At 52.8% G+C, this 6,734-nt stretch carries 9 protein-coding genes; 8 read left to right on the top strand and 1 reads right to left on the bottom strand.

What is annotated here, in order from left to right; genetic code table 11:
* From H8S45_RS16600 to H8S45_RS11480, 8 genes are all read left to right on the top strand, one after another.
* Positions 1 to 117, top strand: a 117-nt coding sequence (locus H8S45_RS16600) for a 4-hydroxyphenylacetate 3-hydroxylase C-terminal domain-containing protein (RefSeq protein ID WP_186950113.1), incomplete at its 5' end; no start/stop codon positions are given.
* A 29-nt stretch (positions 118 to 146) separates the two neighbouring features.
* Positions 147 to 1,463 carry an acetyl-CoA hydrolase/transferase family protein gene (locus H8S45_RS11510; protein ID WP_054328597.1) on the top strand — a complete coding sequence of 439 codons (1,317 nt, stop codon included), beginning with the start codon at positions 147 to 149 and terminating at the stop codon, positions 1,461 to 1,463.
* A gap of 667 nt (positions 1,464 to 2,130) precedes the next feature.
* Entirely contained in the window at positions 2,131 to 2,508 is a 378-nt protein-coding gene (locus tag H8S45_RS11505) for a helix-turn-helix domain-containing protein (protein WP_054328171.1), read from the top strand.
* Positions 2,509 to 2,518: 10 nt separating this feature from the next.
* Positions 2,519 to 3,070: an RNA polymerase sigma factor gene (locus tag H8S45_RS11500; protein WP_054328170.1), complete on the top strand. Its 552-nt coding sequence runs from the start codon at positions 2,519 to 2,521 to the stop codon at positions 3,068 to 3,070.
* Entirely contained in the window at positions 3,063 to 3,800 is a 738-nt protein-coding gene (locus H8S45_RS11495; protein WP_186950111.1) for a DUF4367 domain-containing protein, read from the top strand. Before H8S45_RS11500 ends, H8S45_RS11495 begins: the two co-directional genes overlap by 8 nt.
* Before the next feature lie 55 nt (positions 3,801 to 3,855).
* Positions 3,856 to 4,281, top strand: coding sequence for a hypothetical protein (locus H8S45_RS11490; protein ID WP_147574274.1), 426 nt, complete (start codon positions 3,856 to 3,858; stop codon positions 4,279 to 4,281).
* Positions 4,282 to 4,583: 302 nt separating this feature from the next.
* On the top strand, positions 4,584 to 4,826 hold the full coding sequence (locus tag H8S45_RS16880) for a helix-turn-helix transcriptional regulator (RefSeq protein WP_082397365.1): 243 nt from the start codon (positions 4,584 to 4,586) through the stop codon (positions 4,824 to 4,826).
* Complete coding sequence (locus H8S45_RS11480) at positions 4,798 to 5,034, top strand: DUF6514 family protein (RefSeq protein WP_054328168.1); 237 nt, start codon at positions 4,798 to 4,800, stop codon at positions 5,032 to 5,034. The genes H8S45_RS16880 and H8S45_RS11480 overlap by 29 nt, the downstream gene beginning before the upstream one ends.
* A 60-nt stretch (positions 5,035 to 5,094) precedes the next feature.
* Here the strand turns inward: H8S45_RS11480 and H8S45_RS11475 are convergent, their stop codons facing one another.
* Complete coding sequence (locus H8S45_RS11475) at positions 5,095 to 6,723, bottom strand: FAD-dependent oxidoreductase (RefSeq protein WP_054328167.1); 1,629 nt, start codon at positions 6,721 to 6,723, stop codon at positions 5,095 to 5,097.
* Positions 6,724 to 6,734: the final 11 nt, after the last annotated feature.

The raw sequence follows: 6,734 nt of genomic DNA, 5'->3' as shown, positions 1-6,734 counted from the left end.
CTGCCCGAGTCCATGCACGGCGCAGGCTCCCCGCAGGCCCAGCGCATCATGATCGCACGACAGTCCAACCTCGAAATGAAAAAAGAACTCGCCAAGAAGATTGCCCGTATCAAGTAATCGCAGGCATTGGAAAGGCGGAAAGATCAATGGATTGGAGAACCTATTATAAGGAGCATACGATGACGCCGGAGCAGGCAGTTTCGGTCATCAAGGATGGCGATCGGGTGGTGTTCGGCCACGCGGTCGGCGAACCGATCATTTTCCAGCGGACAATGGCGCGCTTGGCGGAACAGTTCCACCAGGTTGAGGTCGCGCATATGGTTTATCTCGGCTCGGGCGAGTACCTGCAGCCCGGCATGGAGCCGCATTTCCGCCACAACGCACTGTTTGTCGGCGGGCTGGCACGCAAGCCGATCGCGGAGCACCGCGCGGATTATACCCCTGTGTTCTTTTCCGATGTGCCGCGTCTGTTCCGCGACGGCACGCTGCCTGTCGATGTGTTCGCGTTTACCTGTTCCCCGCCGGATGAACGGGGCTATGTCAGCCTCGGTCTGTCCTGCGATTATGGCGCGCAGACGGTCAAATCCGCCAAAACCGTGATCGCAGAGGTCAACCCGAACATGCCGCGCACCTATGGCGAAACCTTTGTGCATGTGTCCGAAATCGATGGTTTCCTGTGCTCTTGGGAGCCGCTTCCCGAATCCAGGCCGGCGAAAATCAGCGACGCCGACCGGCAGATCGGCAAATATATCGCCGGCCTGGTGCAGGACGGGGACTGCCTGCAGCTTGGCATCGGCGCGCTGCCCGACGCTGTCTGCTCTTTTCTGGGGGAAAAGCACGACCTCGGCCTACACAGCGAAATGATCTCGGACGGCATCCTGCCGCTGCTGGAAAGCGGCGTGATCACCGGCAGACGCAAGCAGCGCGATACCGGCAAGATCACGGTGACATTCCTGATGGGGACGCGCCGGCTGTATGATTATGTGGATAACAACCCGCTTATACGGATGCTTCCGGTGGATATTTGCAATGATCCCGCGGTTATTTCACAAAACGACAACGTGGTTTCGATCAACTCCTGCGTGGAGGTAGACCTGCAGGGACAGGTCTGCGCCGAGGCCATCGGCCTGCGGCAGATCTCGGGCATCGGCGGACAGATGGACTTTGTGCGTGGCGCGAACCTTTCCAGAGGCGGACGGTCGATCATCGCCCTGCATTCCACAACCAACGACGGTTCAGCCTCCAAAATCGTACCCACGCTGACGACCGGCGCGCCGGTCACGACCAGCCGGTGCGATGTCAACTATATCGTGACGGAATACGGCGTGGCGCAGCTTCGCGGCCAGACGCTGCGGGAACGCGCCCGCCGTCTGATCACCATCGCACATCCCAGCTTCCGCGAACAGCTCGCCGCGGAATATGAGCAGCGCTTCGGGGAAAAGCTCCCGCTTTCTCCCGTCTGACTGTGCGCTTTCTCTTTTACGATACACTTCTTCACTTCTCTTTCTTCTCCGTCCAGACGGGGTATCCCTCCGTCTGGACAAACCACAGGCGCCCGCAGCGTTTTGCTGCGGGCGCCTGTGGTTATTTTTACCGTCTGGACACTTTCGGGTGGCCGCCCGAATAGTTGTCGGCACCGCAATCGGGAGAAGCGGCGGAATAGTGACCTCCTCATACGGCCTGGTTTCCAGCGCCGCGTAATCCCAGCTCGAGCGGCCGTTGGTCGCCACCGCAGCAACCGCCTTGCCTATGTCGATGCCACCGCCGCAGTCTGTTTTTCTTTTGCGCCGGCCGCGTTTTGCCGTATTGTCCCGTGCATGCCGGATGTGTAATTGCATTTATTGATTACCTATTAAAAATATGATATAATTGGACGAAAAAGCATGAATTATTCACTTAATTTACCAGAATAATACTATTTTATACAATTTCTTCATTTTCTTTTTTGTCATCCTAGAGGAAATTCCTCATATTTCCAATGCTACCACTTAAATTTGTATAAAATCCGTTTTTTTACAAGTCACACCATTAAATTACCGCTTATAATTGGACTATTTCCATAAAACGACTTCTATTATCAGAGTCTTTGGGGAATCTATGTTGTATCATCAATGCAAGAGGTGATTCTCCATGTACTCTCATTTTATCGGCCAGCGCATTACGCAGCTTCGGCTTGAGAAGGATATATCCGAATACCAGCTCTCTTTGGAGTTAGGCTTAAGCAAAAGCTATATTCAGGGGATCACTTCGGGTAAATCGCAGCCTTCGGTCAAGCAGCTGCTCAATATATGCGACTATTTCGGTATCACACCCGCTCAGTTTTTTGACACCGATCCGGCGGCCACCCTGCTGTTCCATGAAACAGTTAATACATTAAAAGGACTCAACGACAGCGATATCAAACTGATTTTAAATTTTGCCCAGCGCATACAGGAGCTTACCTCGGAAAAACTGCCCAGCCCCCCATCCGTGCCGGCTTCTAACTGCCCTATCATCCCACAGAAATGAGTATGCTGACATGATATCTTTTCTTTTCGCCAAAACCGAAGAAAATGACCCCGCATCACAAGCCTTGCTCATCCATCTTTATGCGGATCACTACGGTCTATGGGTGAGCAAACTCAATTCGTTTTCCGGCATTGACGATGCCAACGATATCATTCAGGATACCTTTGTAGCAATGCTTTCCAAAACTGAACTGCTGAAAACGCTTCCCGAAGCAAAGCAGATCGCTTACATAACCAAGTCACTTCTCAACCGTGCGCGGCGGGTATACTCCAACCGAAGCCGCTACAAGGTAACGGATGAAATCGAAACCGGTCTGGCGGACCGGTCGATCGATCCTGCGCTGCTGTTTGATAAAAAGGCAACCGCCGAAGCGTTCCGGCGCGCGTTGGAGCGCTTGAGCGACCGAGACCGCGAGCTGCTGCTCGATAAATACTTTGAGGACCTGCCCGACGCCGCGATTGCGGATCTGGTCGGGCTCAAGCCGGCGTCTATCAGAAGCGCTCTGACCAGAGCGCGCCGGGCTTTGAAAAAGGAACTGGAAAAGGAGCTCGAAGATGCGTAACGACTCTTTTGAATATAAAGGGACCGACAAGGAAGCAGAACTCCAGAACCATCTGGAGGAGGCTTATCTGCGTCTGATGATGCAAAAATATATGGAGCAGTATGGGGAAGAACTGCTTGAAGAAGAGAAAAACCTGCCGGACGGCGTACCCAAGCAGCCGACCGAGGCGCAGATTCAGCAGTTGAAGGACAAGCTGGCGCAGGCTGCCCAAAAGTCCGCGCCCCCGAAGCGGCGCCGTATTGCAAAGCGGCTCATTCCGGTGGCGGCGGTGCTGATCGCGCTGTTTTTGGCCACCTTGGCGAACGCCGGAGCGAGGTCGAAATTTTTTAATTTCTTTAATATTCATGGTAACGTTTCAACCGAGTATCGTTCACTAGAAGAAGATGAGCAAGAATATCTGTTTGAGTATCTTCCAAACGGCTTTAGTCAATGTCTTTATGAAGTATCTGATGATACTATTCGTATTTACTATATAAATATGTATGACAAAGAAGAGTATATTCTTCTTAATATTTCTCAAAATGGGCAGCTTATCTTATCTGATGCAGAAGAAGAGAGCCAAAGCTCTATAGCCGTCAAAATCAATAACCAAACTGGAGAGTTAAGTGAGAAAGACGGGTTATATAGTTTAGTATGGGTCGATCCATCTACTGCATCAACTTATTTATTGCAATCTGGAATTAGTAAAGATGAGCTGATTAAGGTTGCTCAGGGAATTTCAAAAAAATAGGTGCATTTTTTACTTTCCTGTATTTAATAATTGGAGGATAAATCAGGAGGGTAAAATGAAAAAGAAATTTCTATGTTTAATGGTAATCTTTTGCCTAATGTTCAGTTCAAATATTGCTTTTGCAGGTGATTTGTCATCTAAAGAAGATAGCGATGTTGAGTTACTGTATGAACAAGTAATGAATATGTCTGCAAAACTTAATATTTCTTCCCTTGGGCAAGCAACCTGCACCGGAACTGTCAGCGTCCGTCCAGGTTATAACGTTAGTCTTACTATCAATCTTCTAAAGTTTGAGAATAATTCTTGGACGACGATTAAATCATGGATACATACTGGTTCTGGAGTTGTTGGTGTCAACGAAAGTGAAACTTATTGGGTCGATCATGGTACATATATGACAGAGATTGTCGCTTATGTTACCGATTCCAGTGGCAAGTACATTGAATCTCCATCCGCAACATCTCTCATCCGAGAATACTAAAATATAAAAATAAAAAAACATCCTCCACCCATCCTGAAAGGCTTGCCTCCGCGCAAGCCTTTCTTTTTCCATAAATTGTATTAATTTAAAAATATTTGTATATTTTTCCTGCAACCGCATATAAATTCAATCGACAAATATCGCGCTTTAATTCAGGATTTCCGACACTATTTCCCTTTATTTTTCCGCTAATTATTGGATTAAAAGGAAATTTTCGTCATTTTCCACAACCTGAACTATAAGTTCGTTTCTGTTTCATTTTTCGTGGTTTATGTTTCCTCTAAAGAAGGAGGTAATAAACCATGTCTCTAAATTCTACAATTTCTCGCGAACTCTTCAAAGCGCGCACCCAGCACGGCTGGACGCAACAACAGGTCGCTGAGGCGGCCTCGATCTCGGTACGCTGGTACCAGCATATTGAAAAAGGGACGCATCTTCCCAGTACGCCTGTTATGCTCCGGCTGATCATCCTACTCGAAATTGATGTCACGTCATTTACTCAGGAGGTCGGTCTCAATGCCACAGCTTCAGTATTATCCTGTTAGAGAAACGCTCTTTTCCGCGGAGGCCGGAACACGGTATGTCTCCTTCGGCCTGCGCTGCTGCGCGCCGGAACAGGGCGTTCCGCAGCTTGCTTTTATCCCTGATGTCTCTTGCGACGAGATTTTTGTCCGCGGCCTGGCGGACAGGTTCACCAGGCATCAGCTATCACCCTGTCATTTTCTCGACGCGGTGCTGGATTCCCTTTGCTGAATCCAGACCAGCCGCATAAAACAGCGCCGAAGCGGCTCTACAGCCGTTCCGGCGCTTTGTTTATCCTTTTTGTTCGTTCCGTATTAGGTCCATCACCTGCGCCATGTTCTTTTTGCCGAATGAAACCTTGCCGTCATTGACGACCAGACACGGTACGCTCATTACATGGTATTGCTCCCGCAGCATGGGGAAATGGTTCAGGTCATATACCTCCGCGGAAACCAGCGGACTTTCCGCCGCAATGCGCTGCGCCGCCGTGACCAACTCCGGACACATCGTGCAGGACAGGGAAACCAGTATCTTCAACTCGACCGGCTTGTCCAGCGCTTCCACCGCCGCCTTTACCGCAGGCTCGATGGCCTGCCCCGGCCCTGCCGCGTTGTACAGCCCCAGAACGAACGAGGTAAACTCATGCCCGCCCGGCACGCCATGGAACGCAAGGCCGGTCGGCGCGCCGTCCGCGCGGCAGATGCGGACAAACGGCTGGTCCGCCGCTTCGGACTGTACCACTTCGACCGACAGCTTATCGGTCAGGCCGGCCAGTTCCTCCATATAGGCTTTCAGTTCCGCCGAAACCGGACGGTCGTCCAGATACAGACACAGCCGCAGCGGGGACGCCATCTTGTCAAACACCGTATGAAGCTGCGCCAGCATATCGGCTGAGAACAAGCCGTCCTCCGCCGCTTGCGTTGCCTGCACGGGCGATTCCGGCTCCATCTGCGGCTTTTGCGGGATCAGCCCTGTTTTTCGCTGCAGCTCGGCCGCGCAGCGCTCTATCTCGGTCGCCGCGAGCGCACCGTCACCGACCGCGGTCACAACCTGACGCAGGCTTTTCACGCAGACATCGCCCGCCGCATACACCCCGGGAAGCGTGGTGCGCTGGCACGCATCGGTCACAACATAGCCCTGTGCGTTCAGCTCCGCCTTGCCTTGCAGCAGCGCGGTATCCGGCTGGTAGCCCGCAAACACAAACACGCCGAACGTATCCCCCTCGGGCGGACGGTACTCGGTGACCTCGCCGGTCTGGCTGTTGCGGTAGCGTAGGTAACGCAACGCCGTATCGCCCGACACCTCCTCCACCTGGGTATGCGTCCGTACGGTGATCTTCTCGTGGCTGCGCGCCGCAGCCGCCGCAGACGGCGCGCACTTGAAATCGTCGCCCCGTATCAGGATGGTGACATGCCTGGCATACTTGGTCAGGAACACGCCCTCCTCCGCGGCCGCGAAGCCGCCGCCGACCACAAAAACATCCTTGCCGGTGAAAAACTCGCCGTCGCAGGTAGCGCAGTACGCCACGCCATGCCCGCGGAACGCCTCCTCGCCCTTAAAACCGACCATCCGCGGGTGCGCGCCGGTCGCCAGCAGGACACAGAAGCACCGCAGGTCGCCCCGGCTGGTGCGGACCGTTTTGATATCCCCGTCCAGTTTAAGCTCCGTGACCTCGGCCAGCAGGAATTCCGCGCCGAAGCGCTGCGCCTGCCTGCGCATTGTTTCGGTCAGGTCCGCGCCGCTGGCGCGCTCCACCCCGGGATAGTTGACCACCTCGGCCGTAATCGTGATCTGCCCGCCGAACCGTGCTTTCTCCACAACCAGTACACGGTAACGCGCACGCGCCAGATATAATGCCGCCGTCAATCCAGCCGGACCGCCGCCGACAACAACAGCGTCATACAAAACATCTTGGTTCATCCTATGCTCTC

The sequence above is a fragment of the Agathobaculum faecis genome, from assembly GCF_014287995.1.
Taxonomy (GTDB): domain Bacteria; phylum Bacillota; class Clostridia; order Oscillospirales; family Butyricicoccaceae; genus Agathobaculum; species Agathobaculum ammoniilyticum.
The sequence above is the reverse complement of the archived record's forward strand: the minus strand, read 5'-3'. Positions and strand labels throughout refer to the sequence as shown.

What these genes read in the sequence shown, in the direction of transcription:
- H8S45_RS11510 (WP_054328597.1), top strand. Translation starts at nt 147, where the DNA reads ATGGATTGGAGAACCTATTATAAGGAGCATACGATGACGCCGGAGCAG.
- H8S45_RS11505 (WP_054328171.1), top strand. Translation starts at nt 2,131, where the DNA reads ATGTACTCTCATTTTATCGGCCAGCGCATTACGCAGCTTCGGCTTGAG.
- H8S45_RS11500 (WP_054328170.1), top strand. Translation starts at nt 2,519, where the DNA reads ATGATATCTTTTCTTTTCGCCAAAACCGAAGAAAATGACCCCGCATCA.
- H8S45_RS11495 (WP_186950111.1), top strand. Translation starts at nt 3,063, where the DNA reads ATGCGTAACGACTCTTTTGAATATAAAGGGACCGACAAGGAAGCAGAA.
- H8S45_RS11490 (WP_147574274.1), top strand. Translation starts at nt 3,856, where the DNA reads ATGAAAAAGAAATTTCTATGTTTAATGGTAATCTTTTGCCTAATGTTC.
- H8S45_RS16880 (WP_082397365.1), top strand. Translation starts at nt 4,584, where the DNA reads ATGTCTCTAAATTCTACAATTTCTCGCGAACTCTTCAAAGCGCGCACC.
- H8S45_RS11480 (WP_054328168.1), top strand. Translation starts at nt 4,798, where the DNA reads ATGCCACAGCTTCAGTATTATCCTGTTAGAGAAACGCTCTTTTCCGCG.
- H8S45_RS11475 (WP_054328167.1), bottom strand. Translation starts at nt 6,723, where the DNA reads ATGAACCAAGATGTTTTGTATGACGCTGTTGTTGTCGGCGGCGGTCCG.